The organism is Comamonas trifloxystrobinivorans (assembly GCF_043359985.1).
Classification (GTDB): domain Bacteria; phylum Pseudomonadota; class Gammaproteobacteria; order Burkholderiales; family Burkholderiaceae_C; genus Comamonas; species Comamonas trifloxystrobinivorans.
On sequence record NZ_JBHZGV010000020.1, the window covers coordinates 44573 to 70210 of the forward strand.

Here is a 25638-nt window from a genome sequence, read left to right on the forward strand (position 1 = left end):
GCAACAGTCCCCGATTGCGGGTCAAAAATGAACAACAGGTGTGGGTTACGCGATCTTGAATCGCGCAACCGACTGGCGCAGCTCCTCCGCCATTTGCGACAGTTCACGCACCTGTTGTGCCGTAGTGCGGGTGCCATCACTGGTCTGCTCCGTCACCGCGAAGATGTGCTGGATGTTTTCGGCCACCTCGTTGGCCTGCACGGCCTCGTCCGATGCCGAACGCGAAATCTGCAAAATCAGCTCGGCCAGACGACGCGACACGCGGTCGATCTCAGCCAGCGCGGTACCTGCGCTGTCGGACAGGCGGGCCCCTTCGACCACACCCTGGGTGGAGCGCTCCATAGCGGCCACCGCGTCCTGGGTGTCGGTCTGAATGGCTTTCACCAGCACCGAGATCTGGCGCGTTGCATCTGCCGAGCGCTCGGCCAGGCGCTGCACTTCCTCGGCCACCACCGAGAAGCCGCGACCGGCTTCACCCGCCGAAGCGGCCTGGATGGCGGCGTTCAGCGCCAGCACGTTGGTCTGTTCGGTAATGTCCGAGATCAGGTCGGTAATTTCACCAATCTCTTGCGAGGATTCGCCCAGGCGCTTGATGCGCTTGGAGGTGTCCTGGATCTGGTCGCGGATCGAGTTCATACCGCCGATGGTGTTTTCCACCGCCTTCAGGCCCGACTCGGCTGCTTGCAGCGATTGGCGCGCCACCGAGGCCGATTCCTGCGCTTGCGAGGACACCTGGTTAATGCGGGTTGCCATGTCCAGAATCGACTTGCCGGTTTCGCGAATTTCGCGCAGCTGCTCGGTCGATGCGGCCAGCAGTTCGGTCGAGGTGGAATCCACCGTCGAGGTGGTCTGTGCCACCCGGGTAACCGTGTTCTGCACGCTGCCCACCAGCATGCGCAGCTCTTCCACGGTGTAGTTCACCGAGTCGGCGATAGCGCCGGTGATGTCTTCCGTCACCGTGGCTTCTTGCGTCAAATCGCCCTCAGCCACCGATTGCAGCTCGTTCATCAAACGCAAAATGGCGGCCTGGTTGGCGTCATTGAGGCGCTTGGCCTCTTGCTCCTGGCGCTTGGCGTCTTCTTGCAGCATTTCAGCAGCGCGGCGACGGTTGGCAGAATCCACCAGTTGCAGACGCACCAGGCCCCAACCGCCCAGACCCACCAGCAAAGCGGCCAGCACAATGCCAACCAGGTACAGCCAGACGCGGTTCGAACCACTGTTCAGCTCGGTCTGCAGGTTGCCCAAGCCTTGGCGCATGGGTTCGCTGGCAGCCTGGATGGACACGCCGGCTTCGCGCGCTTCGGAAATACCCTTGAGGTTGCCCAGCACGGCCGAGCCGTCCTTGAGCGTGGCTTCGTACTGGTTGCTCAGCGCTTGCAGTTTTTCGCGCACTGCGGTGTCGCGGGCTGCGCCCAGGCGCAGTTCGTTGCTGCCATTGAGCAGGCCGCCGACGATTTCCTTGAAGGTGTTCAAGTCTTTGCCGAGCAGGAAAACCGCTTCGGCGCTGGCACCGGCACCACCTTGGAAATCGCTGGCCGATTTGGCAATGCGCTGGGTCAGCATGGTCAGCTGGCTGGCAGCGGCGATTTCAGCGGTAGGCGCACCTTGTTGCAGCTTCAGGCTGACCACGGCTTCACTCAGCTCCAGCAGGTTCTGGGTGTTCTTGTGGATGGCTTGCAAGGCCTTGTTCATCGAGACCAGGGAGGCCTTTTGCTTGATGATGATGTCGCTCTTGCCCGAGGTGCGGTTGGCGTCTTCGACCAGCGGATCGAGCATGGGCGCATACGAATCAGCCAGCGCCTTGATGTCCAGCGCATCGTCGCCCGACTTCAGGCCCAGCACGTTTTGCTTGAGCACAGCGGCACTGTCAGCCACGTCATTGAATGCCTGCTCATCGCCGTTGAGTGCCTGGCCCACCGATTTGGCCAGACGTTGCGACTGGGTCAGCGCCTGCCCGGTGGCCGACAACTGGCTGCTGACGGTACGCGATTGCAAGATGGCCCACATGGCCAGCGCGAAGAACACCACCAGGCCGCCGATCACCACCGCCAACAGCGTTTTCTGGTGTTTGGAAGCGGGCGCGGTGCCCAGCACGGGCAGGGTTACCAGGTCGTCGCCACGGGTTTCGCCTTCGACCAGTTGCTCCATGTAGTCGTTGCTGGAGCTGGCAGCGGGAGCCGCTGCGGCCACCATGGCGTCGCCGGTCGAGGAACCTTCGGAGAGCATGACCTGGTCGCCATCGGGAAAGATACTGACGCCGGGTTCCGGCGTGTCGTCTTTGCGTTTGAAGAGTTTGCTAAACATACAGATTCGTTTTGGGTCAGTGTGGGCGGGCGATTTCGGAGCCGGCCTAGGCCGTGATGTCCAGGAAATCGGGCGCATTGGCCAGCAGCTGCAGGTTCAATTCCTGCCATTGCTCGCCGCCAGCCGTGGTGTAGAGCGCTCCGTAGAACTCGGGCGCACCCTCGGGTGCATCGCTCGATTGCTGAAAGTCGGCGACACCACGCAGCCCTTCCAGATGCTCGACAAACAGCGCTGCGTTCACACCCATCATCGGGTTGAGCGCCACGACCGAAGCACCAGCAAACACCTGCTCGCTTCGCGCCACCGGCAAGCCCAGCATGGTGGCCAGATCGGCCACGGTCAACAAAATGCCCCGGATACTGGTCACTCCCAGCATCCAGGGCTTGGTATAGGGCACCGGCTCGACGCCGCTCCAACCCACCACTTCACCGGACTGGCTCAGAGGCAGCAGAAAGTTGCGATGGCTGATTTTGACTGCCAACCACGAGGCGCCGACGGCTGTCTGCGTGCGCGCCTGGCTCAAGCGATCGGCCAATCGGGCCTGGAGATCTCGTAGGTCTTCGCGTTGTGCCATGCCTTATCCCAGTGCCTCGATCTTGGCTTTGAGCTCGGCAGGATCCACCGGCTTGGTCACATAACCCTTGGCCCCCTGGCGCATGCCCCAGACCCGGTCGGTTTCCTGGTTCTTGCTGGTACACATGATGATGGGGATGTCGGCGTAATCCGGGTTGCGCGAGATCGAGCGGGTGAGCTGAAAGCCATTCTGCCCGGGCATGACCACGTCCATCAGAATCAGGTCGGGGCGCTCTTCGGCCAGGCGCTGCATGGCCTCTTCGGAATTTTGCGCCGTGCGCACTGCCATGCCGTGGCGCGCCAGCAGATCGCTCAAAAACATCAACTCGGTTTTCGAGTCATCCACGATTAACACTTTTTGAATAGGCACAACCCCTCCTTACCGTACGGCGACAAAGCGCTCGACGGTTTCTAGCAACTGGTCTTTGGTAAATGGTTTGGTCAGGTAGTCTTCGCAGCCCACCATGCGGCCACGGGCCTTGTCGAAGACGCCGTCCTTGGACGAGAGCATGACCACTGGTGTGGAAGCAAAGGCTTCGTTGCGCTTGACGATGGCGCAAGTCTGGTAGCCATCGAGCTTGGGCATCAGGATGTCGCAAAACACCATGTCCGGCCGGAAATCGTTGATTTTGGACAGTGCGTCAAACCCGTCTTCTGCCAGCAGGACCTCGTAGCCCCCCTGCTTGAGGAAGATTTCGGCACTGCGGCGAATGGTATTGCTGTCGTCCACCACCAGGACTTTGAAGTTTTCTGCGGATGCTGTCACCGGCCACTCTCCTCACCAATGTATGAAATGCAGGTGCACGCGGCAGCACAGGCGGACAACGCCCCTCCCCACCCCGTTCGCACGAAACAATGAACCGCCTTGAATGCGGTTTCTTTTGACGAAAACGGTACCCGTTTTTGGCGCATTTTGCACCACAACGCGTACACTGCATCCGTCGCCCCTGCTCCTAATTTTGAAAAGCTTAACGAGCCTTTTCCTAGAATGCAACGATTGTAGCTTTTCAACATCCCCGGTTGTGGTTCTTGCGGCACTGTGCCATATACCCTTGACCTATGACATCATCCACCACCCCGACCGTGCCCGAATCCATTGCCAGCGAGAGCACCCTGGCCGCCTCCATCGATACGGTGAGCGTGCTGTGCATCAATGCCAACGACCCCAGCGGCGCAGGCGGCATCAATGGCGACAGCCTCGCGGTGGCCTCGATGGGCGCCCACCCTTGTACCGTGGTCACCGGCAGCCTGGTGCGCGACACCCTCGATACGCTCGATTTCTACCCGCTGCCCGATGACGCAGTGCAACAACAAGCGCAGGCGGTGCTGCAAGACATTCCGATCCGGGCCATCAAAATCGGCTTTCTGGGCTCGATCGAGAACATCCGCGTGTGCGCTGAAATCACCAACGACTACTCCGAAGTGCCGGTGGTGGCCTACCTGAGCAGCATGGCCTGGTGGGACGGCGAGCTGATCGACGACTACCTCGACGCCTACCAGGAGCTGCTGCTGCCCCAGGTAACTTTGTTGGTGGGCGCTTACGGTTTGCTCTGGCGCTGGCTGCTGCCCGACCGCACCTCGGAGCGCCCACCCACGCCGCGCGACATTGCCCGCGCGGCGGCCGAGAAAAACGTGCCCTTCGTGCTGGTCACCGGCATTCCCACGCACCACCAGCATGTGGAAAACGTGCTGGCCTCGGCCGACACCATCTATGGCAGCGGCGAGTTCGAGTTGTTCGAAACCGAATACATCGGCGCTGGTGACACCTTGAGCGCCGCACTGACCGCCCTGCTCGCCACCGAAGTGCCGCTGAGCGACGCCACTGCCGAAGCCATGACCTACCTCGACAAATGCCTGGAAGGCGGCCTGCGCCCCGGCATGGGCAAGACGATTCCAGACCGTCTGTTCTGGGTGCACGCCGGCGATGATGACGACGAAGCCGACGAGGCCTCTGAGCAGGACGCTGGCGCAGCCGCCACGCCAGGGCATTGATGGCGCGCCGCTCAGCCACCCCAAACCAGCACAGCCCGCTGCAGTAAACACTGCCGGGACAGCGATCGCCCGGCCCTTGGCCGACAATCAGCGCCAACCTATTGACGACGAGATACGCAATGACGACTGACAAAAACGCCCAACTGTTTGAACGCGCCCGCCAGGTGATTCCCGGCGGCGTCAACTCGCCCGTGCGCGCCTTCAATGCCGTGGGTGGTACACCGCCCTTCATCGCCCGCGCCCAGGGCGCCCATATCTGGGACGCCAATGGCAAGCAGTATGTGGACTACATCGGCTCATGGGGCCCGATGATTCTGGGCCACGGCCGCCCTGAAGTGGTGCAGGCCGTACAAGCCGCCTTGCTCGACGGCTTCTCGTTCGGCGCGCCCACCGAGCGCGAAGTGGCGCTGTCCGAGGCCATCCTGAAGCTGATGCCGTCGATGGACATGGTGCGTCTGGTCAGCTCGGGCACCGAAGCGGGCATGAGCGCCATCCGCCTGGCCCGTGGCTACACCGGCCGCAACAAGCTCATCAAGTTCAACGGCTGCTACCACGGCCACGCCGATGCGCTGCTGGTCAAAGCCGGCTCGGGCCTGGCCACGTTTGGCGCTTCCTCGTCAGCAGGCGTGCCCGCCGAAGTGGTGCAAGACACGGTGGTGCTCGAGTACAACGACCTGGTGCAACTGGAAGAAGCCTTTGCCAAATACCACGGCCAGATCGCCTGCGTGATCATGGAGCCGATCGCCGGCAACATGAACTTTGTCCGCGCCACGCCCGATTTCACCCAGCGCATCCGCCAGCTGTGCGACGAGCACGGCGCACTGATGATTTACGACGAGGTGATGACGGGCTTTCGCGTCGCCCTGGGCAGCGCGCAAAGCCTGTATGCACAAGCCATCCCCGGTTTCCGCCCCGACATCACGGTCATGGGCAAGGTGATCGGCGGCGGCATGCCCATGGCCGCCTTTGGCGCGCGCCGCGAGATCATGGAAAAGCTCTCGCCGCTGGGCCCGGTCTACCAGGCAGGCACCTTGTCGGGCAACCCGATTGCTACCGCCTGCGGCTTGAAGACGCTGGAGCTGATCAGCCAGCCCGGCTTCCACGAGCGCCTGCACCAGCAGACCGGCAAGCTCATGGCCGGCATGAAGGCCGAGGCCGATGCGGCCGGCATTCCGTTCAGCGTCGACCACCAGGGCGGCCTGTTCGGTTTCTTCCTGCTGCCCGAGCTGCCGCACAACTACGAAGAGGTGATGAAGAGCGACAAGCAGCTCTTCAACAAGTTCTTCCACGGCATGCTCTCGCGTGGCCACTACTTTGCGCCAGCGCTGTACGAAGCGGGCTTTGTCAGCAGCGCGCACAGCGATGAAGACATTGCCTCCACCGTGCAAGCCGCACGCGAAGTGTTCCAGACCTTGTAATCCCAAGCCCTGCCCGCAGCCGCCTGTTGCGGGTCTGCTAAAAACAAAAAACCTCGGCCATCACTGGCCGAGGTTTTTTTATGGAGCTGCTGTTGCTAGTACTCAGTCGTCGTTGCCGCTGAGCGACATGATCAGACGCAGCACATACCAGAACATCAGCGCCACCGAAGCAAACAGGTGCAGCGCAGCGCCTGCAGGACGGTCCGACGGATAGTGGTGGATGATTTGCGAGGTGTCATACAGCACGCAAGCAGCGGCAAACAGAATCATCGCGCCCGAGAACCAGATGCCCAGCTTGAAGCCGAAGATCACACCAGCGATGATCATGCCGATAGCCACCAGACCACCGATCTTGAGGAAACCGCCGAGGAAGGAGAAATCCTTGCCGCTGGTGAATGCGGTGAAGGTCAAACCCGCTACCAGCGCCAAAGTGGCGATGGCCGCCGCCTGGATGGAGCCGGGGGCGATGATGCTGGCCATGGCCAGCATCGGGGCAAAAATCAGTGCTTCTGCCAACACGTAGCCGCCCAGGGCCAGGTATTGCGTGCTCTTGTTTTCGGAGTTGTCGGCGGCATTGGTGGCCAACCAGCCCACCACCATGAAGGCCCCCATCACCGCCAACCAGCTCCACTTGCTGGCACCCAGCATCTTGAGCATGGCAAACGACACGCCGCTGGCGTACAGGCCAAACGACACCACGGCAAAAGCCAGAATGGCGACCGCCAGATGGCTGTAGGCCGCCTTGATAAATTCGCCGCGGCTGTGCGCCTCGGGTACGCCGCCGCCATGGCCGGCGTATTCGGGATAGTTCATGGTTTTCCTCCTTCAGGTTTTGTCGATCTACCAGGGGTCTTTAATCAACGCTATTGCGCCGATAGTTGCCACCCGTGCGAGAAAGTATCGCAGATTCAACCAACAATTGCTTAACATTCCGCCCACAGCTTGCAGGCTATTGCCGCCAAGCAGTAAAAAAGCCTGCAACGTTTGGGCGGCAGGCTTGGTGATGCGCGGTTCAGCGTCGCAGCTACAGTGCCTTAGCGGGCTGTGCCAGCCGCACCCGCCTCTGCTGCCGGTGCCTTCTCTGCCGTTTTGGGTTTGAGCGCCATCAGCCAGCCAGCCATCAGCTCGGCCTGCTCTTGCGTCACCTGCGGGTGGCGCGGCATGACGATGCGGCCCCACTCGCCCACGCTGCCTTCGCGGATCTTGTGTGCCAGGTAAGCCACGCCGTCGGGGCGGTCGCCGTAGCGCTTGGCAATGGTCATGAAGCTTGGGCCCACCACATCAAGCTCCATGGTGTGGCAGCGCATGCAATCGCTGCTTTTGCTGACCAGATCGCGCCCCAGCTGCAGCTGCGGGTTGGCTTCGATAGCCTTTTCCACGGCTACCACTTCGGGCTTGGGCCGCAAGATCAGGCGCCCGATATTGAACATGCCCAGGCCGATCACCAGGGCGAAGCCGACAATCACCACGCCCCACCAGCGCGAGCGGCGCGGCGCTTCGTCGCCGTCGCGGTCTTCCCTATCACTCATGGCTCACCCAAAATGGACACGCCCCAAAACCAGGGGCGCAGTTAATAAAAGCAGGGCTGACGCCCCAGAGCAAGGCCGGGCCGCGCCAGTGCGGCCCCGGTCTTTTTAGTGGCGGAAGTGACGCACGCCGGTGAACACCATGGCCACGCCGCGCTCATTGGCAGCGTCGATCACTTCCTGGTCGCGCATCGAACCACCCGGTTGTGCCACGCAAGTTGCGCCAGCATCGACCACCACATCCAGACCGTCGCGGAACGGGAAGAAAGCGTCCGACGCCACGACCGTGTTCTTCAGGCTCAGCTTGGCTGCTTCGGCCTTGATCGAGGCGATGCGGGCCGAATCCAGGCGCGACATCTGGCCAGCGCCCACGCCCATGGTCATGCCGTTCTTGCAGAACACGATGGCGTTGGACTTGACGAACTTGGCCACCTTCCAGGCGAACAGCAGGTCTTGCAGTTCTTCTTGCGTCGGTTGCTTGACGGTCACCACCTTCAGCTCTTCGAGCTTGAGCTCATGGTTGTCGGCCGATTGCAGCAGCAGGCCCGAGCCCACGCGCTTGGTTTCCAGCGCATTGCGCACGCTGCCGTAGTTGGCGGGCAGTGCAATCTTCATCAGGCGCACATTGACCTTGGCCTTGAAGATTTCCAGCGCTTCGGCGCTGAACTCAGGAGCCATCAGCACTTCGACAAACTGCTTGGAAACGGCTTCGGCCGCAGCCTTGTCCACCGGGCGGTTGAAGGCGATGATGCCGCCAAAAGCGCTGGTCGGGTCGGTCTGGAAAGCCTTGGAATAAGCCTCGAACGGGTTCGCACCCACGGCCACGCCGCAAGGGTTGGCGTGCTTGATGATCACGCAGGCCGGCACTTCAAAGCTCTTCACGCATTCCCAGGCGGCATCCGCGTCGGCAATGTTGTTGTAGCTCAGTTCCTTGCCTTGCAGCTGCACGCCAGTGGCCAGCGAACCGGCAGCAGGCGCCAGATCGCGGTACCAGGCGGCTTGCTGGTGGCTGTTTTCGCCGTAGCGCAGGTCTTGCACCTTCAGGTACTGCTCGTTGAACTGGCCAGGGAAGGCAGCGCGCTCGGGCACGTATTCTTCGCTCAACTTTTCGTCTTCAAACTTCACCGACGACAGGTAGTTGCTGATGGCGCCGTCGTACTGGCTGATGCGGTTGAACGCAGCCACCGACAGTTCAAAACGCAGCTTGTTGGAGAGCTTGCCAGCGGCCTTCAGCTCGCCCAGCACGGCTTCGTACTGGTCGGCAGCAGTGACCACGCCCACGTCTTTCCAGTTCTTGGCAGCAGAGCGCACCATGGCGGGGCCGCCAATGTCAATGTTCTCGATGGCATCTGCCAGCGTGCAACCGGGCTTGGCCACCGTGGCTTCAAACGGGTAGAGGTTGACCACCAGCAGATCGATGGTTTCAATGCCGTGCTGCTTGAGTGCAGCCATGTGCTCAGGGAAGTCGCGGCGGGCCAGCAGGCCGCCGTGCACCATGGGGTGCAGGGTTTTGACGCGGCCGTCGAGCATTTCAGGGAACTTGGTAACCTCAGCCACCTCGGTCACGGGCAGGCCCTTGTCGGCCAGCAGCTTGGCGGTACCGCCCGTGGACAGCAGTTGCACACCCAGAGCGTGCAGCGCTTGCGCAAACTCCACGATACCGGTCTTGTCGGAAACAGAAATCAGTGCTTTCATGACCATCAATCTCTAAAGATAAAAAACAGGCTCAGCGCCCGCGCCATCAGCGCCAGCGGCTATGAATCGGACAGGGGTTGTCAGAGCATCTTGTGCTCGACCAGCTTCTTGCGCAGGGTATTGCGGTTCAGGCCCAGCCATTCGGCTGCGCGCGACTGGTTGTTGTCGGCGTGGTTCATCACCACTTCCAACATGGGGCGCTCCACCATGCGCACCACCATTTCATACACACGGTCCGGCACCTCGCCTTCCAGATCCTGGAAATAGGTCTGCAGGCTGTCGCGCACGGACTGTTCAATCGTCGTCTTGCTCATACATCATTCAATCGTTGTTGTTTCGGCCTCAGCTCCCCCGCGGGCCGCCAGCGCAGACGCGGCCGGCAGGCGATCCATCTGCTGCTCCAGCGCAGTCAGGTAATCGGCCACCGCACGCCATTGCGTTGCGCTGTCTTCCATCTGGTTCATCTCGCGTCGAAACGCGTCCCCTCCCGGCAGATCGCGCACGTACCACGCGATGTGCTTGCGCGCCGAACGCACGCCCGTGCTCTCTCCGTACAGCACATAGTGGTCTTGCAGGTGCGCCAGCAAATGTCGGCGCAACTCTGCCACCAGCGGTGGCGCCAGGTGCTCACCGGTCTGCAGGAAATGCACGATTTCTCGAAAAATCCAGGGCCGCCCTTGGGCTGCGCGCCCCACCATCACCGCATCGGCGCCGGTATAGGCCAGCACATCACGCGCTTTTTCAGGGCTGGTGATATCGCCATTGGCTACCACCGGCACGCTGACCGCCTGCTTGACGGCGCGGATCGTGTCGTACTCGGCCAGGCCTTTGTAGCCTTGCTCGCGCGTGCGGCCGTGCACCGTCAGCATCTGGATGCCCACTTGCTCAAACTGCCGTGCCAGCACGATGGCGTTTTTGTGCGCATCGCACCAACCGGTGCGCATCTTCAAGGTAACGGGTACGTTGTAGGCGGCAGCGGCTTCCACCACAGCCGCTGCAATCTCCACCGCCAAGGGCTCGTTTTGCATCAGCGCCGAGCCGGCCCATTTGTTGCAGACCTTTTTGGCCGGGCAACCCATGTTGATGTCGATGATCTGCGCACCGCGCTCGATGTTGTAGCGGGCGGCTTCGGCCATCATCGGCGCATCGGTGCCGGCAATCTGCACCGCAATCGGGCCCGGCTCGCCCGCGTGGTTGGCACGGCGGCTGGTTTTCAGGCTGTCCCACAAATCCTTGCGGCTGGTCACCATTTCGCTGACCGCATAGCCCGCGCCCAGCGCTTTGCACAGCTGGCGGAAGGGCCGGTCCGTGACACCCGCCATGGGTGCCACAAACACGTTGTTGGCCAATTGATAGGGACCGATGCGCACGGACATGGAATGCAAAAGCACGCACTGCCAAAGGCAGCGCGGAGGCTGAAATGGGGTGGAGAGAAAAAGCTGAGGGGGTTGATTGTACCTGCTTAAAAAAGCAGCAAACACCAAAACGACCCGCTTGACAGCTGAAAATTTGTGCCATCGCAGCGGGTCCGGCAAAACAGCCACCGCACTCGGCCCGATAGTGACCACCGACGCACACCAGTTGGTAAAAAACTGTCCACGCTCGTGGCAGCACCGTCTGGCAGCCGGGCTCTTGGCTGACGAAAGCGGCCTGGTGCAGCCGCTACACTGGCGCCCATGGAAGCATGGATGCATCAATTGCTGCAGTGGCTGGCCCTGCCCCAGTTCGGGCTCAGCACCGTCTTTATCGTCGCATTGGTGTCAGCCACCTTGCTGCCGCTGGGCTCGGAGCCCGTGGTCATTGGCTTGCTCAAGCTCAACCCGGAGCTGTTCTGGCCCGCCATCTTGGTGGCCACAGCCGGCAACACCATCGGTGGCGCCATCAGCTGGTGGATGGGCCTGGGCGCACAAAAAGCCTGGCGCGCTGCACGCAACAGGCGCCACGCGGGCGAAGCGCCAGCGGCCAAAGCCCCGCATGAGCAAAGCCGCCACCAGCGTATTGCCCGCGTGTGGCTGCGCCGCTTTGGCGCCAAGGCCTGCCTGCTGAGCTGGCTGCCGGTGGTGGGCGACCCGATCTGCGCCATTGCCGGCTGGTTGCGGCTGCCTTTTTGGCCCTGCGTGGTCTACATGGCCATCGGCAAATTTCTGCGCTACCTCGTCATGACGGCGGGCGTGCTCTATTTGTGGCCCTGACCCCGCCGCCCAGCAAAACGCTCAAGGCAAAAACTGGGGAGACAGCAGGCGCAGACCGATGGACAGCCAGTGGCCGCCTTCGCCCCCAAAGCGATTGCCATAGGTGGCGTCGACCTGCACGCGCTCCGGCACCAACCAATGGCGCAGCCCCACCTGGTAGAAAGGTCGGCCCAGCCCTTGGCGGTAGGTTTCGGCGATCAGCCAGTTGCTCTGGCTCAGCTGCGTCTCGGAGCCCAAGCCCCAGGTGAAGCGGTTGCGCCGCGTGTCCTGCTCGCGCAGCCAGCCCAGGTTGGTGTGCAGCACCAGCTTGTCATCGGCCATGGAAAAACTGGCTGGTACATAAGCATAGGTGTCGTGACCGCGGCCGGAGCCGGTCCGCGGGTCGCGCGACAGGCCCACGACCAGGCCATAACCCCAACCATTGGTCTCCAGCGGTTTGAACAATGTCTTGCCTTGGATCAGTTGCGCGCTGCGCTGCGTGCTGCCGTCCTGGCGCGTCCAGGCGCCACCCAGCGTCAGCTCCAAATTGCCGGTGAAATTGCAGGCCGGCTGCGCCCAGAACTCGGTATGGCCGTCGATGCGCTTGGCCCAGCTTTCGATTTGGCAGGACTTGTCGTCCACCACACGGGCGTCATCGGTGTTCATGGGGCGGGCCGCATGGGCCAGAAGCGGGGCAGCGCACAACGCCAGGGCAATGCGGCAAGGCAAGGGAATCAAACGCATGGGCATCCTTTGCGCGGCAGCGGCCCGGCCGCAGGCCTGCAGCAGAGCCCCGACACCACGCGCCAACAAGGGGTGGCGCGGATTATAAAAAGCGTCGGCGCTGCGCGTCAGGCCCTATCCAGCGCATTGCGGCGGCGCAGCAACAGCAGGCCCGGCGCCGCAAAACTGTCACAAGCCGGGCCTGCGTTTCTCGCCGGCCCTCAAAACATGCTGTTGCCGCTGGCGGTAGTCTCCGGGATGGGCTGGATCACGTCCCAGTGCTCGACAATCTTGCCCGCCGCATCAAAACGGAAGATATCCACAATCGCGCTGCCTCGCTCGCCCGGCGCATTGGTGGAATGCACATGCAGCGCCACCAGGTCGCCCTCGGCAATGGCCCGCTGAATGACGCTTTGGCGCTGCGGGTACTGTTTGAATATGGCGGTGAACGCCTGCACAAACGCCTCGCGCCCATTGGGCACGCGCGGGTTGTGCTGGGTATAGCTGCTGCCGATATAGCGCTCGGCCGCCGTCAAATCATGCTGGTTGAAGAACTGGTTGTAAAAATCCACCGCGTTCTTCTTGTTGGCCTCGCGCTGCTGCGTATTGGCGAGCGGGCCGGCAGCGACCGGGCCCGTGGTACTGCTGCAGGCCGAGAGCAGCAGCGTGCTGGCAATGGCAGCGCTCAACAACAGGCTGGTAGACGTAAGGCGCATGGCAGGCTCCTGGCAGATCTGAACAAAAGCCCTGTTTTACTCTGCAGCGCCTGCCCGTGGCGTCAGCCAAGCGCTATTGCGCAGCCGCCCGGCTGCCACATGCCTCAATCCACCCGCAAACCCAGTTGCTGTGCCACGGCGGAATAGCGGTCGATATCGCTCGCAATCGTCTTGCCGAACTGCACCGTGCTTTGCTGCACGGGCGTGTAGCCTTGGTCGCGCAAAGACTGCTGCATGGCCGGCTCAGCCAGAATCTGCGCCAGCACGGCGTGCATCTGCTGCACCCGGGCATCGCTGGTAGCAGCTGGCGCCAGCAAACCGTGCCACTGCTCCACCGCAAAACCTGCCACGCCTTGCTCGGCCACGGTTGCCACTTGCGGCCACTGCGCCAGCCGCTGCGGCGCGGTGATGGCGATGGCGCGCACGCGGCCCGCGTCCACCAATGGCGCAGCACTGCTGGCCGTTACCACGCCCATTGGCACCTGGCCTGCCGCCACTGCAGTAATGGCTGGCCCACAACCTTTGTACGGCACATGCTGCAAGTGCAGATGTGCGGCCTGGGCCAGCATCTCACCCGCCATATGTTGCGGCGTGCCGTTGCCACACGATGCAAACGGCAGCTCCTGCGCCTGGGCGGCAGCACGCGCATCGGCCAGGTTTTGCAGCGTGCTGCTCTGCGGCACCACCAGCACCGAGGCAATCGTGCCCACGTTGAGCACCGGCTTGAAATCGTTGCGCGGATCAAAATCCAACTGCTGGTATACCGCCGGGTTGATGGCGAACGAGCTGTTCACCATCAGCAAAGTAGAGCCGTCACCCGCTGCCTCAGCCACATGGCGTGCGCCAATATTGCCGCTGGCACCGGGCCGGTTTTCCACAATCACGTTCTGGCCAATGCGCTGCTGCAAGGCCGCGCCCAGCTTGCGCGCCAGCAGATCGGTGCCGCCGCCAGGCGGAAAGGTGACAACGATGGTGATCGGCTTGTCAAAACGCGAAGCAGCCATGCTGCTGTTGCCCAGCCAGACACCGGCAGCCATGCACGCCGTTGTGGCAGCAGCCACCCAGAACCATGAAGCGCGTTGGGAAAATCGGGCCACGGCGGGCCTCCTTGCAAATCAGGGAAGTTGAAACGGGGAGTGATCAGGCGTCCAGACCGATGTCCAGCACCTTGGCGCTGTGCGTCAGCCAGCCCACTGCGATCTGGTCTACGCCAGTAGCAGCCACGGCTGGCGCCGTCTCGGGCGTGATCCGGCCTGATGCCTCGGTCGTCGCCTTGCCTTTGCACATCGCTACGGCCGTGCGCAACGTCTCCAGATCCATGTTGTCCAGCAAGACCACGTCCACGCCCAGTTGCAAAGCCACTTCCAACTGCGCGAGCGTGTCCACTTCCAGCTCGATCTTCACCATGTGGCCCACGCCCGCACGCGCCCGGCCCACAGCCGTGGCCACGTCTCCGGCCAGCGCAATGTGGTTGTCTTTGATCAGCACCGCGTCGTCCAACCCGAAGCGGTGGTTGTTGCCGCCACCCACACGCACCGCGTACTTTTGCAAGGCGCGCAGGCCGGGCATGGTCTTGCGTGTGCAAGTGACACGCGTGCCGTAAGCCTTGATGGCCTGTGCAATCGAATACGTGGCGCTGGCCACGCCGCTCAGGTGGCAGAGGTAGTTCAAGGCCGTGCGCTCGGCCGTCAAAATGGCGCGGCTTTTGCCGCTGACGCGCGCAATCTCCATGCCGGGCGCCAGCACCGTGCCATCGCCGCACAGCGGCTCAAAGCGCAGCTCGCTGTCCATCAGGCGGAAAGCCAAACGCGCCAGATCCAGGCCCGCCAACACGCCCTCTTGCCGCGCCACCAGGCGCAGGCTGTCTTGCGCGTCTGCTGGCACGATGGTGTCGGTGGTCAAATCTCCGGCTCGGCCCAGGTCTTCCAACAAAGCCATGCGCACCAGCGGCTCCAGCATCACATCGGGCAAGGGCGAAACGGGCAAGGCGGCAATCGTATTAATGCTCATTTTGAGTATTTAAAGCTGAAAAAAAGGGGCGCGACGGCTTGTCTCCGGTCGCGCTGTTTTCTTATGCTAATTGTGAGCATAAATAAAGTCAAGCGCTGCGCATCCAAACCACGCGCTTACAGCCTTGGGCGCGCAACCAGGCAAACAGCTTCGCCGCGCTACCCCCGCGCCAAAGGCAGCTTATTGCCCGCCAGCGCCCGCTCCATCACCACATGGCGGCGAAAGCGGAACAGTTTGGCGGGGCGGCCCGCGCTGGCGGTGCTCATTTGGCCGGTTTCTTCCACCAAGGCTTGCTGCTCGATCAGGCGGCGGAAGTTCTGCTTGTGCAGGGCGCGGCCGGCCAGCGCCTCGACCGTTTGCTGCAATTGCAAGAGCGTAAAGCTGTCCGCCATCAGCTCGTAGACGACAGGGCGGTATTTGATTTTGGCGCGCAGCCGCGCCATGCCAGTGGCCAGAATGCGGCGGTGGTCGTTGCACATGGGCGTGCCCAGCAGTAATTGGCCAGCGGGCGCAGCCACACCGTCGCGCCAAGCTTCGGCCACCAGGCCGGCTTCAAACAACAGCTCGTAGCGCTGCAGTACCAGGTCTTCATTCCAGTCGTTGCCGTCCAGGCCAAAGATGACGCTCGCCCGCTCCCAGCGCGCGCTCGCCACACGTTTGTCGCCAGCAGCACCGCTCCAGGCTCGCAGCGCCGGTGCAATCTGAGCAGATAGCAAAGCCGGCATGCCGCCGCGCCCGTCTTCCCAGGGGAAGTAACGGTACCAATCTTGCCAGCCGGGCTGGGCATTGCCAGCGTCGTCCAGCTCACGGGTCAGTGCCAGGTAGCTGATGGAAATGGCGCGCATGCCCACTTCCTGCGAGCGGTCGCGGTCGGCAAAGGTGTAGAGCTGCTCGACAAAACCCAGCGGGTGGTGGGTCTGCGTCTCCACCCAGGCGCGCAGGCTGGCTTGCAGCGAGCGGTGGTTGGCGGTAAACGGCCCGGCGGGCAAGGTGGCGCCGCTTTGCGTGGTCAGGATGCGCGGCTGGCCGCCACTCACGGCCACCAGCACAGCCACCAGATCGGCCTGCACCGAATGCTGCTCGCGCTCGGTTTGGCTCAGAGTGCGTGCTTTGGCTGCTTGTGCGGCGGAAGTGGTCACCAGATCAGATTCCCTCAGTACGTGGATGGATGGGCGCTTGTTCTGCGCGCTATCTTATAACGCCATAGCCTCAGTTTTGCGCTTGCTTGCAGAGACAAAAAACCCGCTGGCTCGGCAGCGGGTTGGGGGTTTCATGACACCGCTGCGCATTGGGAGCGCCGGTGCTGTGAGCCAGCTGGCTTAGACGTTGAACAGGAAGTTCAGCACATCGCCATCTTTGACGATGTATTCCTTGCCTTCGGCGCGCATCTTGCCGGCTTCCTTGGCGCCTTGTTCGCCCTTGAACTGGATGTAGTCGTCAAACGCAATGGTCTGGGCACGGATGAAGCCACGCTCAAAATCGCCGTGGATGACACCTGCCGCTTGCGGCGCGGTGGCGCCGACGGGCACGGTCCAGGCGCGCACTTCCTTCACACCGGCGGTGAAGTAGGTTTGCAGGCCCAGCAGCTTGAAGCCGGCGCGGATCAGGCGGTTCAGGCCGGGCTCGGTCTGGCCCAGCTCTTCGAGGAACATGTCGCGGTCTTCGTCGCTCATCTCGGACATTTCGGCCTCGATCTTGGCGCAGATGGCCACCACCGGGGCGCCTTGCGCGTCGGCGTAGGCCTTGAGCTGGTCGAGCAGCGGGTTGTTCTCAAAACCGTCTTCGGCCACATTGCCCACAAACATGGCGGGCTTGGCGGTGATCAGGCAGAACTGCTTGAGCAGGGGCGCGTCTTCTTTGCTGACGGGCACGATGCGGGCCGGCTTGCCTTCGTTGAGCACGGCCTGAATGGGCGTGAGCAACGACACCAGCTTGGCCGCTTCCTTGTCGTTGCCCGACTTGGCAGCCTTGCTGTAGCGGTTCAGCGCTTTTTCTACCGTGGCCAGGTCGGCCAGGCACAGCTCGGTCTGGATGACTTCGATGTCGGCGATCGGATCGACCTTGTTGGCCACGTGGATCACGTTCGGGTCTTCAAAGCAGCGCACCACGTTGACAATGGCGTCCGTCTCGCGGATGTGGGCCAGGAACTGGTTGCCCAGGCCTTCGCCCTTGGAGGCGCCCGCCACCAGGCCGGCAATGTCCACAAACTCCACAATCGCGGGCACGATGCGCTCGGGCTCGACGATCTTGGACAGCTCATCGAGGCGCGGATCGGGCACTTCCACCACGCCGGTATTGGGTTCGATGGTGCAGAAAGGATAGTTTTCGGCGGCAATACCAGCCTTGGTCAACGCATTAAAAAGGGTGGACTTGCCAACGTTTGGCAAACCGACGATGCCGCATTTCAGGCTCATGGCAGTGCTTTCTCTATTCTTTCGGACAAACCCGGCATTTTAAGCCGAGCCGGTTTTGGCTGAGCAAAGCAGGCGTATTCAACACCTGCTGGCAGCGTCAATCAAACTGCAGTGCACCGCCCACGCGGCCGCCTACCTGCAGCACGGCCGTAGCGCCAGCGGGCACGATGGCGTTCATGCCAAAGGTGACTGCGCCGTCCAGCCGGTCGTCGTGGCGGTAGGTTTGCAAGGTGTCGGTCACGCTGGTGCCGCTGCGGGCCGTGGCCGGGTCGATATCGGGGATGGGGCAACGCGCGCAGGGCTTGACCAGCGGCAGATCCAGCCACTGCTGGCTGCCTTCTGCGCCCTGGTGCACGGCCAGCGCTTCAATGCGGTCTTCGTCGTGCGACTGAAAGCCGTTGACGATGATGTTGGCGCGAAAACGCTCGGCCACCACCGGGCTGTGGCCAGCCTGCACGAGGCGCTGGTTCAGCTCGTCCACCGAGGCCTGGCTGATGACGAGCACCGGGTAGCCATCGGCAAACTGCGTGGGTGCATCGGCGCCCGCCGTCCATTTTTTGCTGGCCAGGCGCTGCGCCGTGGGCGCCATGCGCACCAAAAAGCATTCCGTGCCCAAATATTGGCTGAACCAGGCGTTCACCGCATCGGGCGCTTGGAGTGCGGGCACGCTGTCGTCCCACACACGCACCGTGCGCTCTGGCCCGGTAAAAGCCATGTCGATGGCCAGCGGCTGCATGCCTGGGGCGCTCACCGTCATCACTGCGCCTTCAATAGCCGGCTGCACCAACACCATGCGCGCAATCTCGCGCTGCGAAATGAACTCGCCGCGCGCATCGACCAGCATGAAAGCGCGGTCGTACTCCAGACCCGTAGGCAGCAGGCGCGCGCTTGGCACCGCTATGCCAGCGCAGGATTTGATCGGGAAAATCCACAACTGGCCAATCTGGCCGCTGACGTCAAAAAAATCGGTGTCCATGGCGTTTTGTCACTGGGTTATTCGGTGCAGACCACACTGTAACGAGGAAACCGCTCTGGCAACGGCCCACCACTACAATAGTCTGCCTATGGCTTCCGAATTCGATGTTTGTATCCGTGGCGCCGGCATTGTCGGGCGCAGCTTGGCATTGTTGCTGGCGCGTGAGCGCATGCGTGTGGCGCTGGTCGACACGGCCCCCGCCTCCAGCAACAGCGGTCACAGCGATGTGCGCGCCTATGCGCTCAACCAGCTCTCGCGCGAGGTGTTGCAATCGGTGCGCAGCTGGCCCGAAAGCTCTTACGCCACCCCAGTGACGCGCATGGACGTGTACGGCGACGCGGGCGGCGAGGTGCATTTTGAGGCCAGCCAGCAAAACACCGAGGCGCTCAACTGGATCGTCGATGTGCCCGCACTCGAAGCCCAGCTGGCCGCCGCCGTACGCTACCAGCCCATGGTGGAAGTGCTGAACAGCCCGGTCGACGCCAGCCTGACGGTGGTCTGCGAAGGCAAGCACAGCCGCACGCGCGAAGAATTTGGCGTGGAATTTGCCACCATGCCCTACCACCAGACCGCCATTGCCACGCGCCTGCGCACCGAGCTGCCGCACGGCCAGGCGGCGCGCCAGTGGTTCTCGCCGGCCGGCGACATTCTGGCCTTTTTGCCGCTGGGCGGCGCCGATGGCCACGAAGTGGCCGTGGTCTGGTCTTTGCCCGTGGCCCAGGTGGCCGCGCTGCAAGCCATGGACGACGAGGCATTTGCGCTGGCACTGCAATCGGCCAGCCAAGGCGCGCTGGGCCGCCTCACTGTGGCCGCGCCCCGCGCTGCTTGGCCTTTGCAGCAATCGGTGGCGCGCCAGTGGTGCGGCGCCATGCCGGACAGCGAAGGCAGGCGCGAACCCGCCAGCTGGGTGCTGGCCGGCGACAGCGCCCATGCCGTCCACCCCTTGGCCGGCCAGGGCCTGAACCTGGGCATGGCCGATATTGCCGCCCTCGCCCGCCTGCTCACCAGCGAAGACGCCCGCTGGCGCCACCTGGGCGATCTGCGCCTGCTGCGCCGCTACGAGCGCGAGCGCAAGGCGCGCCTGGCGCCCATCGGTTTTGCGATGGACGGCATCCAACAATTGTTCACAAGGCCCGAATTGCCGCTGGCCAACCTGCGCAACTGGGGCATGAGCGGCTTCGAGCACAGCGGGCCGCTCAAGGCCTGGGTCACGCGCCAGGCCATGGGAGTGAACTTTTAGCGCACATCTGGTACAAAGCTCTGTTGGCCCGGGGAACACGCAGCGGTTCCGGGGCCTTTTCACTATTCAGCATTCCTAGATGAGAGAGGCTCCCATGCGATTTTTCGCTACCGTTTTGGCCAGTGCCGCCCTGGCAGCCAGTTTCAGCGCCAGCGCGCAAGAAGATTCCATCCGCAAGGCCTTGTCGGAGCGTATTCCGCAGCTGCAGAAGATCGACGAAATCAGCGCCACGCCCATGCAAGGCCTGTACGAGGTGCGCGTGGGCACCGACGTGTTCTACAGCGACGCCAAGGGCAACTACCTGATCCAGGGCGAGCTGATCGACACCCAGGCGCACCGCAACCTCACCGAAGACCGCATCAACAAGCTGACCGCGGTCGACTTCAACAGCCTCAACTTCAAAGACGCCATCAAGGTGGTGCGCGGCAATGGCTCGCGCAAGCTGGCGGTGTTTGAAGACCCGAACTGCGGCTACTGCAAGCGCTTTGAGAAAGACCTGCAAAACGTCAAGGACGTGACGGTCTACATGTTCCTCTACCCGATCCTGAGCCCCGATTCGGTCGAAAAATCGCGCAACATCTGGTGCTCCAAAGACCCGGCCAAAGAGTGGACCAGCCACATGGTCAAGGGCACGGATGCCCCCGCCGCCCCTTCGAGCTGCGACGTGACGGCGCTGCAGCGCAATATGGAATTCGGCCGCAAGTACAAGATCACCGGCACGCCCACCGTGTTCTTCGCCGACGGCTCGCGCGTGCCCGGCGCCATTGGTTCCGACGAGATCGAAAAGCGCCTGAAAACCGCTACCAAGTAAGCGCCGCCCCCCAACGCTGCTACAGACAAAGGCCCTGCGGGGCCTTTTTCGCGTCTGGGGCTGCAGCTTTCAACAGCAGTGCAGCAGTTTGCGCCGCCCCACAGCCGCCCCAAACCCGGCCCGGCTTCTTTGGGCCTTGCCGCGCTTTACCTATACTGGCTGGCAACGATTTGACTTTGGCTATCCTTGCTCCATGAAAAAAAGCGCTCCTCTGGCTGCCGCCAACGCCATCCACTACACCATCACCCCCGCCCAGCTGCACGCCCACCTGTATGAGGTGGTGCTCAACATCCCGCAACCGCAGGCACAGCAAACCGTCTCGCTGCCGGTCTGGATCCCGGGCAGCTACCTGGTGCGCGAATTCTCCAAAAACCTGCAGGATCTGACGGCCAGCCAAGGCGGCCAGCTGGTCGACGCTGTGCAGCAAGGCAAAAACAGCTGGCAGATCGATGCCGACCCCAGCCTGCCGCTCACCATCTGCTACCAGATCTGCGCTTACGACAGCTCGGTGCGCACCGCCTGGCTCGACAGCCAGCGCGGCTTCTTCAACGGCACCAGCGTCTTTTTGCGCGTGCACGGTGCCGAGCAAGTGCTGCAGGTGCTGCACGTTGAGCCACCCGTCAACCAGCCGCGCTGGCAGCTGGCCACCGGCCTCACGCCCATCAAGGTCAACAAAAACGGCTTTGGCCGCTACCACGCGGCCAGCTACGACGAGCTGGCCGACTGCCCGGTGGAAATGGGCGAGTTCTGGAGCGCCGAATTCACCGCCCACGGCGTGCCGCACCGCTTTGTCGTGGCCGGCGCAGCGCCCAGTTTCGACGCCGAGCGCCTGATCGCCGACACGCAGAAAATCTGCGAAACCGAAATCCGCCTCTGGCACCCCAAAGGCAAACCGCCGTTTGAGCGCTATGTGTTCATGCTCAACGTCATGGACGACAACTACGGCGGCCTCGAACACAAAAACTCCACCGCGCTCATCTGCAGCCGCCGCGACCTGCCGCGCAAAGGCGAGGCCAAGGCCAGCAGCGGCTATACCACCTTGCTCGGCCTCATCAGCCACGAGTATTTCCACACCTGGAACGTCAAACGGCTGCGCCCCATCGAGCTGGCCAGTTACGACTACGAGCGCGAGAACTACACCGAGCTGCTGTGGTTCTTTGAAGGCTTCACCAGCTACTACGACGACCTGCTGCTGCGCCGCGCCGGCCTGGTCGACAACGAGCAATACCTCAAGCTGCTCAACAAAACCATCAACCAGGTGCTACAAACGCCGGGCCGCCATGTGCAAAGCGTGGCCGAAGCCAGCTACGACGCCTGGGTCAAGTACTACCGCCAGGACGAAAACACGCCCAACGCCACCGTCAGCTACTACACCAAGGGCTCACTGGTGGCGCTGTGCCTGGACTTGAGCCTGCGCCGCGAAGGCAAAACCACGCTCGACCACGTGATGCGTGCGCTCTACAAACACTGCAAAGCCGGCCCCATGCGCGAGCAGGATCTGCTCGACGTGCTGCTAGCCCTCACCGGCCACAGCTGGGCTGCCGATATTGCCGCCTGGGTGCATGGCAAGCTCGATCTGCCACTGGCCAGCCTGCTCGAAAGCCATGGCGTCCAGTACAAGACCGAGACGGCGCAAATCGCCCAGCAGCTGGGCCTGCGCGTGGCCGAAGGTGCTGGCGGCATCAGCCTCAAAGTGGTGCTGCGCGGCGGCGCGGCCGAGGCCGCCGGCATGATGGCGGGCGACGAATGGCTGGGCATCGAGCCGCTACAAACCAGCCACAGCCACCTGGGCTGGCGCCTTCTCAAACTCGACGATCTGCCGCTGTACGCCGGCGATGCCGCCGAAGTGCTGGCCCTGGTGGCACGCGACAAACGCCTGCTGCGCCTGCGCCTGCAATTACCCGCCAACGCCCGCCCCGCCAGCAACGCCAAGGGCCGCAAAGCCAACACAAAAACTGCCAACACTGGCGATACAGTGAGTCTCGCCGTCGCCGACGCAACACGCGTCAACCGCTGGCTGGATGGGCGCTGACAGCCGTTTGGCCGTTTTCCTCAGGTATCCCAGCGCGCCATTTTCCGCCAGCTGCCGCACCGCAGCAGCCCGCTTGGTGTAGGATGCCTGAGCAAGCAACATGCGCCAGCCGGCCGCTGGCGCCAACACCCCAAGGAGATAGACCGTGGCCTACGAAATGATCGAAGTGCGCGTGGAAGCAGAAAAGGTCGGCATCATCACGCTGAACCGCCCCAAGGCACTGAACGCGCTCAACGACCAGCTGATGAACGAGCTGGGCGATGCACTGAAGAAATTTGACGCCGATGCCAAGATCGGCTGCATGATCATCACCGGCAGCGAAAAAGCCTTTGCCGCCGGCGCCGACATCGGTGCCATGGCCAAGTACAGCTTTGCCGATGCCTATGGCGGCGACTACATCACCCGCAACTGGGAAACCATCCGCACCATCCGCAAGCCCGTGATCGCAGCCGTCTCCGGCTACGCCCTGGGCGGCGGTTGCGAGCTGGCCATGATGTGCGATTTCATCATCGCCGCCGACAACGCCCGCTTTGGCCAACCCGAAATCAAGCTGGGCGTGATCCCTGGCGCCGGCGGCACGCAGCGCCTGCCCCGCGCCGTGGGCAAGGCCAAGGCCATGGACATGGCCCTCACCGGCCGCATGATGAACGCCGAAGAAGCCGAGCGCGCCAGCCTGGTGAGCCGCGTGGTGCCGCTGGACAAGCTGATGGAAGAAGCCCTGGGCGCCGCCATCATCATCAGCGGCTTCTCGCAACTGGCGGTCATGGCCGCCAAGGAATCGGTCAACCGCGCCTTTGAAGGCAGCCTGAACGACGGCGTCATGTTCGAGCGCCGCCTGTTCCACGCGCTCTTCGCCACCAACGACCAAAAGGAAGGCATGGACGCCTTCGTCAACAAGCGCGAAGCCAAGTTCAGCAACAGCTGATCGGCTGCACTGCCGCCCGCTGCATATTCTCGGATTACCGTGAAAGAGCAAACCGCAATCGAACGGTTTGCAAGCAGCTTCGCTTTGCAGCGAAGCGGGCGCTGGAACAGTTCGCCGCAATGGTGAGATGACCGCTTAGGCGCGACGCCGCGCGGGGCCGGCCATCCGGGCGCAGGCAGTACCCGGGTACGGCAAGCCCGCGCAACAAAGCATAAGCGGTCATATCACCAGCCCAAAACGAAGACTCTCAACACAGGCATTGCAACTGGCTTCGTCGCCACCCTTGTGCATCCGGAGTCGGAGAAGAACCCAGAAAAAACGCCGCATTTGCGGCGTTTTTCTGCTTCTCCTGCTCTCCCACCATCAGCTGATGATCTGCCCGTTCTGCGCGACGGTAATGATGTCGGTATAGGTATTGCCCTCGCGCGCCTCCTTGCCGTAGCGGATGCGCAAGCCACCCAGGTCGAAATCGCTCATGCTCTCGAGGCCTGCGGTCACGCTGTCGCGGTCGAGCTTGGGGCCGGCGCGGCGCATGCCTTCGGCCAGCACACGCGCATTGGCGTAGCCCTCCAGGCTGACCAGCGATTCGCCGGTGAACTCCGAAGCACGCATATCGGCGCGGTAGCGGCGCGCCAGCTCAAAGCGCTCGGCATTCGGCGCCGGCACGATCACCGAGAAAATCGGCCGCTCCGGCTGCTTGGCCATGGCCGCCAGGTTGGGCGCACTGCCACCCAGCGACAGGGCAAACGAAATCGCCGTACCACCGGCGGCGCGGTAGGCCTCGTGGAACTTGGGCAATGTGCCCACCAGGCTCATGATCAGCACCTGCGCCGGCATCTTGGCCAGCGCCTGCGCGGCCGGCTCCACATCCAGGCTGGCCGTGCCCGGCGTGCTGGCTACGCCCACGGCCTCGATATTGCGGCGCGCCAAAGCGGCGTTAAAGCCATCGAGCACCGACTGGCCGAACGGGTCATTCGGGTACACCAGCGCAATCTTCTTCAGGTTCAGCGTATCGGCAAAGCGCACCAGGCGCTCCACTTCCACGTCGTAATTGGTGCGCACCCAGAACACGTTGCCGGCGCCGCGCTTGTGCAAAGCTGTGGCACCCGTATTGGGGCCAATGATGGGCAGTTGCCGCACCGCATTCATCACCTCGGTCGTCTGGCGCGTGCCCTGCGGGTTCAGCAAGGCCACCACACCGGCATCCGAGGCGAACTTGAGCGCATTCTCCTTGGCCTTGTTGGGGTTGAACTCGTCATCGGCCAGCACCAACTCCACCTGGCGGCCATGCATGCCACCTGCCTTGTTGATGGCGTTGAAGCAAGCCTGCGCCCCCTGGAACAAACCTTGTCCGTTGGGCTTTTCCACGCCGCTGTGCGCCACCGTGACCGCCACACGAATGGGGCCCGACTGGGCGCGCGCAATCCACGGCGCTCCGGTTGCCAAAGCCCCCATGGCCGCGATGGCCTGCCTGCGCGACCAGTTTCCGGGCTTGTGGCCCACCGCTGGTGCTGCTGCTGTGCTTGTAAGCTTGTTATCTGTCACCTGTCTCTCCTGAACCAATAAACCCAAAAATTCAGGCGCCACTATTCGCAAACTGCCACGCAATGTCAACAAAGTTTTCTATTTGTAATACCGTCTATACACACACTGGGGTTTGAGGTGATTGACGAATTTGTTCGCGCTGTGCTTGGCACCAGAGCAGCAACAAAAAATTCGCACATCTTGGGGCAAGCAATTTTTTCGGTATATAATGGCGGTCTGCCGGTCGTATAGCTCAGTTGGTTAGAGCGCAGCATTCATAATGCTGATGTCGTAGGTTCAAGTCCCACTACGACCACCAGACAAACAAAACCGCAGTGTTGGCAACAGCACTGCGGTTTTTCTATGGGCGCCTTCCCGCGAAACTCAGGAAAGCCAGCAGCGAAAAACCCAAAATTTCGCGCCACCCGCCCCCAATTCCCTCTACAATCTGCGCTCCTGGTCGTATAGCTCAGTTGGTTAGAGCGCAGCATTCATAATGCTGATGTCGTAGGTTCAAGTCCCACTACGACCACCAAACGAACAAAACCGCAGTGTTGGCAACAGCACTGCGGTTTTTGCTTTGGCGGC

At 62.5% G+C, this 25638-nt stretch carries 24 protein-coding genes and 2 tRNA genes; 9 read left to right on the top strand and 17 right to left on the bottom strand.

All coding sequences use genetic code 11. The annotated features are described in order from the left end of the window. Nucleotides 1-45: 45 nt before the first annotated feature. The 4 genes from ACFIQF_RS20925 to ACFIQF_RS20940 are packed head-to-tail and all read right to left on the bottom strand — an operon-like array spanning nucleotide 46 to nucleotide 3643. Entirely contained in the window at nucleotides 46-2304 is a 2259-nt protein-coding gene (locus ACFIQF_RS20925) for a methyl-accepting chemotaxis protein (protein WP_393945583.1), read from the bottom strand. A 46-nt stretch (nucleotides 2305-2350) separates the two neighbouring features. After that, a complete protein-coding gene (locus ACFIQF_RS20930) occupies nucleotides 2351-2878 on the bottom strand; it encodes a chemotaxis protein CheW (protein ID WP_393945584.1) in 528 nt (175 codons plus the stop codon). 3 nt (nucleotides 2879-2881) lie between these two features. Beyond that, complete coding sequence (locus ACFIQF_RS20935; protein WP_393945585.1) at nucleotides 2882-3247, bottom strand: response regulator; 366 nt, start codon at nucleotides 3245-3247, stop codon at nucleotides 2882-2884. Nucleotides 3248-3256: 9 nt separating this feature from the next. After that, complete coding sequence (locus tag ACFIQF_RS20940) at nucleotides 3257-3643, bottom strand: response regulator (RefSeq protein WP_393945586.1); 387 nt, start codon at nucleotides 3641-3643, stop codon at nucleotides 3257-3259. 293 nt (nucleotides 3644-3936) lie between these two features. On the opposite strand from ACFIQF_RS20940, the gene thiD reads away from it, so the two are divergent. Together thiD and hemL are read left to right on the top strand one after the other, a co-directional pair. Next, nucleotides 3937-4869 carry a bifunctional hydroxymethylpyrimidine kinase/phosphomethylpyrimidine kinase gene (gene thiD, locus ACFIQF_RS20945; protein WP_393945587.1) on the top strand — a complete coding sequence of 311 codons (933 nt, stop codon included), beginning with the start codon at nucleotides 3937-3939 and terminating at the stop codon, nucleotides 4867-4869. A gap of 119 nt (nucleotides 4870-4988) precedes the next feature. Further along, nucleotides 4989-6287, top strand: a complete 1299-nt coding sequence (hemL, locus tag ACFIQF_RS20950) for a glutamate-1-semialdehyde 2,1-aminomutase (RefSeq protein ID WP_393945588.1) — start codon at nucleotides 4989-4991, stop codon at nucleotides 6285-6287. Between the two features lie 102 nt (nucleotides 6288-6389). On the opposite strand, the gene ACFIQF_RS20955 is transcribed toward hemL, so the two are convergent. The 5 genes from ACFIQF_RS20955 to dusB form a co-directional block, all read right to left on the bottom strand. Next, nucleotides 6390-7100 (bottom strand): Bax inhibitor-1/YccA family protein, encoded by a 711-nt coding sequence (locus ACFIQF_RS20955; protein ID WP_393945589.1) that lies wholly within the window; start codon nucleotides 7098-7100, stop codon nucleotides 6390-6392. Between the two features lie 221 nt (nucleotides 7101-7321). After that, nucleotides 7322-7816 carry a c-type cytochrome gene (locus ACFIQF_RS20960; RefSeq protein WP_393945590.1) on the bottom strand — a complete coding sequence of 165 codons (495 nt, stop codon included), beginning with the start codon at nucleotides 7814-7816 and terminating at the stop codon, nucleotides 7322-7324. Nucleotides 7817-7921: 105 nt separating this feature from the next. Continuing rightward, nucleotides 7922-9508 (bottom strand): bifunctional phosphoribosylaminoimidazolecarboxamide formyltransferase/IMP cyclohydrolase, encoded by a 1587-nt coding sequence (purH, locus tag ACFIQF_RS20965; protein WP_393945591.1) that lies wholly within the window; start codon nucleotides 9506-9508, stop codon nucleotides 7922-7924. An 80-nt stretch (nucleotides 9509-9588) separates the two neighbouring features. Continuing rightward, nucleotides 9589-9822 (bottom strand): Fis family transcriptional regulator, encoded by a 234-nt coding sequence (locus ACFIQF_RS20970; RefSeq protein ID WP_021027292.1) that lies wholly within the window; start codon nucleotides 9820-9822, stop codon nucleotides 9589-9591. A gap of 3 nt (nucleotides 9823-9825) precedes the next feature. Beyond that, nucleotides 9826-10884 (bottom strand): tRNA dihydrouridine synthase DusB, encoded by a 1059-nt coding sequence (dusB, locus tag ACFIQF_RS20975; protein WP_393945592.1) that lies wholly within the window; start codon nucleotides 10882-10884, stop codon nucleotides 9826-9828. Nucleotides 10885-11196: 312 nt separating this feature from the next. On the opposite strand from dusB, the gene ACFIQF_RS20980 reads away from it, so the two are divergent. Further along, nucleotides 11197-11700 (top strand): YqaA family protein, encoded by a 504-nt coding sequence (locus ACFIQF_RS20980; protein WP_393945593.1) that lies wholly within the window; start codon nucleotides 11197-11199, stop codon nucleotides 11698-11700. 21 nt (nucleotides 11701-11721) lie between these two features. Here the strand turns inward: ACFIQF_RS20980 and ACFIQF_RS20985 are convergent, their stop codons facing one another. From ACFIQF_RS20985 to ACFIQF_RS21015, 7 genes are all read right to left on the bottom strand, one after another. Beyond that, the gene (locus ACFIQF_RS20985) at nucleotides 11722-12423 is read right to left on the bottom strand and encodes a hypothetical protein (protein WP_393945594.1); all 702 of its coding nucleotides are present in this window, start codon (nucleotides 12421-12423) and stop codon (nucleotides 11722-11724) included. Nucleotides 12424-12623: 200 nt separating this feature from the next. Then, nucleotides 12624-13118: a nuclear transport factor 2 family protein gene (locus ACFIQF_RS20990; RefSeq protein ID WP_393945595.1), complete on the bottom strand. Its 495-nt coding sequence runs from the start codon at nucleotides 13116-13118 to the stop codon at nucleotides 12624-12626. Nucleotides 13119-13222: 104 nt separating this feature from the next. Further along, the gene (locus ACFIQF_RS20995) at nucleotides 13223-14155 is read right to left on the bottom strand and encodes a tripartite tricarboxylate transporter substrate binding protein (RefSeq protein ID WP_393945620.1); all 933 of its coding nucleotides are present in this window, start codon (nucleotides 14153-14155) and stop codon (nucleotides 13223-13225) included. Between the two features lie 103 nt (nucleotides 14156-14258). Beyond that, nucleotides 14259-15128 (bottom strand): carboxylating nicotinate-nucleotide diphosphorylase, encoded by an 870-nt coding sequence (gene nadC / locus ACFIQF_RS21000; RefSeq protein ID WP_393945596.1) that lies wholly within the window; start codon nucleotides 15126-15128, stop codon nucleotides 14259-14261. Between the two features lie 158 nt (nucleotides 15129-15286). Then, entirely contained in the window at nucleotides 15287-16267 is a 981-nt protein-coding gene (locus tag ACFIQF_RS21005) for an NUDIX hydrolase (RefSeq protein WP_393945597.1), read from the bottom strand. Nucleotides 16268-16447: 180 nt separating this feature from the next. Continuing rightward, entirely contained in the window at nucleotides 16448-17542 is a 1095-nt protein-coding gene (ychF, locus tag ACFIQF_RS21010; RefSeq protein WP_393945598.1) for a redox-regulated ATPase YchF, read from the bottom strand. A 97-nt stretch (nucleotides 17543-17639) separates the two neighbouring features. Next, nucleotides 17640-18518 carry an MOSC domain-containing protein gene (locus tag ACFIQF_RS21015; RefSeq protein WP_393945599.1) on the bottom strand — a complete coding sequence of 293 codons (879 nt, stop codon included), beginning with the start codon at nucleotides 18516-18518 and terminating at the stop codon, nucleotides 17640-17642. 88 nt (nucleotides 18519-18606) lie between these two features. On the opposite strand from ACFIQF_RS21015, the gene ACFIQF_RS21020 reads away from it, so the two are divergent. The 4 genes from ACFIQF_RS21020 to ACFIQF_RS21035 all read left to right on the top strand — a co-directional run bounded on the left by ACFIQF_RS21020 (nucleotide 18607) and on the right by ACFIQF_RS21035 (nucleotide 23526). Continuing rightward, nucleotides 18607-19758: an FAD-dependent monooxygenase gene (locus tag ACFIQF_RS21020; protein ID WP_393945600.1), complete on the top strand. Its 1152-nt coding sequence runs from the start codon at nucleotides 18607-18609 to the stop codon at nucleotides 19756-19758. A 94-nt stretch (nucleotides 19759-19852) separates the two neighbouring features. Beyond that, the gene (locus ACFIQF_RS21025; protein WP_393945601.1) at nucleotides 19853-20569 is read left to right on the top strand and encodes a DsbC family protein; all 717 of its coding nucleotides are present in this window, start codon (nucleotides 19853-19855) and stop codon (nucleotides 20567-20569) included. Nucleotides 20570-20762: 193 nt separating this feature from the next. Beyond that, complete coding sequence (locus ACFIQF_RS21030; RefSeq protein WP_393945602.1) at nucleotides 20763-22601, top strand: M61 family metallopeptidase; 1839 nt, start codon at nucleotides 20763-20765, stop codon at nucleotides 22599-22601. 145 nt (nucleotides 22602-22746) lie between these two features. After that, complete coding sequence (locus ACFIQF_RS21035) at nucleotides 22747-23526, top strand: enoyl-CoA hydratase (RefSeq protein WP_393945603.1); 780 nt, start codon at nucleotides 22747-22749, stop codon at nucleotides 23524-23526. A 363-nt stretch (nucleotides 23527-23889) separates the two neighbouring features. On the opposite strand, the gene ACFIQF_RS21040 is transcribed toward ACFIQF_RS21035, so the two are convergent. Further along, on the bottom strand, nucleotides 23890-25071 hold the full coding sequence (locus ACFIQF_RS21040) for an ABC transporter substrate-binding protein (protein ID WP_393945604.1): 1182 nt from the start codon (nucleotides 25069-25071) through the stop codon (nucleotides 23890-23892). 221 nt (nucleotides 25072-25292) lie between these two features. Between ACFIQF_RS21040 and ACFIQF_RS21045 the strand changes: the two genes are divergently transcribed. Both ACFIQF_RS21045 and ACFIQF_RS21050 read left to right on the top strand, forming a co-directional pair. After that, nucleotides 25293-25369 (top strand) — tRNA-Met (locus tag ACFIQF_RS21045). A gap of 139 nt (nucleotides 25370-25508) precedes the next feature. Further along, nucleotides 25509-25585: transfer RNA gene (locus tag ACFIQF_RS21050), tRNA-Met, on the top strand. Nucleotides 25586-25638 lie beyond the last annotated feature (53 nt).

Excerpts from the sequence above, each read along its gene's own strand:
- ACFIQF_RS20925 (WP_393945583.1), bottom strand. The coding sequence starts at position 2,304 with ATGTTTAGCAAACTCTTCAAACGCAAAGACGACACGCCGGAACCCGGC.
- ACFIQF_RS20930 (WP_393945584.1), bottom strand. The coding sequence starts at position 2,878 with ATGGCACAACGCGAAGACCTACGAGATCTCCAGGCCCGATTGGCCGAT.
- thiD (WP_393945587.1), top strand. The coding sequence starts at position 3,937 with ATGACATCATCCACCACCCCGACCGTGCCCGAATCCATTGCCAGCGAG.
- hemL (WP_393945588.1), top strand. The coding sequence starts at position 4,989 with ATGACGACTGACAAAAACGCCCAACTGTTTGAACGCGCCCGCCAGGTG.
- ACFIQF_RS20955 (WP_393945589.1), bottom strand. The coding sequence starts at position 7,100 with ATGAACTATCCCGAATACGCCGGCCATGGCGGCGGCGTACCCGAGGCG.
- ACFIQF_RS20960 (WP_393945590.1), bottom strand. The coding sequence starts at position 7,816 with ATGAGTGATAGGGAAGACCGCGACGGCGACGAAGCGCCGCGCCGCTCG.
- purH (WP_393945591.1), bottom strand. The coding sequence starts at position 9,508 with ATGAAAGCACTGATTTCTGTTTCCGACAAGACCGGTATCGTGGAGTTT.
- ACFIQF_RS20970 (WP_021027292.1), bottom strand. The coding sequence starts at position 9,822 with ATGAGCAAGACGACGATTGAACAGTCCGTGCGCGACAGCCTGCAGACC.
- dusB (WP_393945592.1), bottom strand. The coding sequence starts at position 10,884 with ATGTCCGTGCGCATCGGTCCCTATCAATTGGCCAACAACGTGTTTGTG.
- ACFIQF_RS20980 (WP_393945593.1), top strand. The coding sequence starts at position 11,197 with ATGCATCAATTGCTGCAGTGGCTGGCCCTGCCCCAGTTCGGGCTCAGC.
- ACFIQF_RS20985 (WP_393945594.1), bottom strand. The coding sequence starts at position 12,423 with ATGCGTTTGATTCCCTTGCCTTGCCGCATTGCCCTGGCGTTGTGCGCT.
- ACFIQF_RS20990 (WP_393945595.1), bottom strand. The coding sequence starts at position 13,118 with ATGCGCCTTACGTCTACCAGCCTGTTGTTGAGCGCTGCCATTGCCAGC.
- ACFIQF_RS20995 (WP_393945620.1), bottom strand. The coding sequence starts at position 14,155 with ATGGCTGCCGGTGTCTGGCTGGGCAACAGCAGCATGGCTGCTTCGCGT.
- nadC (WP_393945596.1), bottom strand. The coding sequence starts at position 15,128 with ATGAGCATTAATACGATTGCCGCCTTGCCCGTTTCGCCCTTGCCCGAT.
- ychF (WP_393945598.1), bottom strand. The coding sequence starts at position 17,542 with ATGAGCCTGAAATGCGGCATCGTCGGTTTGCCAAACGTTGGCAAGTCC.
- ACFIQF_RS21015 (WP_393945599.1), bottom strand. The coding sequence starts at position 18,518 with ATGGACACCGATTTTTTTGACGTCAGCGGCCAGATTGGCCAGTTGTGG.
- ACFIQF_RS21020 (WP_393945600.1), top strand. The coding sequence starts at position 18,607 with ATGGCTTCCGAATTCGATGTTTGTATCCGTGGCGCCGGCATTGTCGGG.
- ACFIQF_RS21025 (WP_393945601.1), top strand. The coding sequence starts at position 19,853 with ATGCGATTTTTCGCTACCGTTTTGGCCAGTGCCGCCCTGGCAGCCAGT.
- ACFIQF_RS21030 (WP_393945602.1), top strand. The coding sequence starts at position 20,763 with ATGAAAAAAAGCGCTCCTCTGGCTGCCGCCAACGCCATCCACTACACC.